At 46.5% G+C, this 579-nt stretch carries 1 rRNA gene; it reads left to right on the top strand.

Annotated elements, in window-relative coordinates:
• Window positions 1-257 precede the first annotated feature (257 nt).
• Window positions 258-376, top strand: a 5S ribosomal RNA gene (rrf, locus tag ACFIJK_RS09455).
• Window positions 377-579 lie beyond the last annotated feature (203 nt).

The following is a 579-nucleotide window of genomic DNA, read 5'->3' as shown; positions in this document are numbered from 1 at the left end:
GTCAATGCATAACTTTTAGCCTAATTACACCCACCTGTTATAATGAGCAGATGTTAGCAGTGTTTCTGTTCAGACTTTGTGAGTGTAACCAAGGCTGTTTTTGCAGAGGTGAGCTGAAATGGCATGGTTTTTGCAGCAGGTGGGTGTGTCTAGTCAGCAGGTGTGTTAATCAGGAGGACACAATGGCAAGCCTGTAGCTTTAGGCAGGAAAACCTTGAGATTGAGTGGCCAAGAGGCTTTGCTGGACACTGGCAAGTGCTTACGGCCACACCACTCTGGACCCGCCCGATCTCGTCCGATCTCGGAAGCCAAACAGGGTTGGGCCTGGTTAGTACCTGGATGGGAGACCGCTTGGGAATACCAGGTGCTGTAAGTTTTCCATCTTTTCCTCCCAACCAGCAGAGGGTGTTCTCCCAAAATCTGCTTCAAAGTTCACCTAAGGTTTTTTTCTTTTTCATAAACAACTTTTGCCTCATGTAAAGTAATCAGGTAGCTTCAGAGCAATCAGAATCAAGGTGTCAGTGCATAACCTTTAGTCTAATTACACCCACCTGTTACAATGAGGAGATGTTAGCAGTG

The sequence above is a fragment of the Bartonella sp. PS17NMGDW genome, assembly GCF_042193555.1.
In the GTDB taxonomy this organism is placed as follows: Bacteria; Pseudomonadota; Alphaproteobacteria; order Rhizobiales; family Rhizobiaceae; genus Bartonella; species Bartonella grahamii.
Note: the sequence above shows the minus strand (reverse complement) of the source record. Positions and strands in the feature narration are given on the sequence as shown.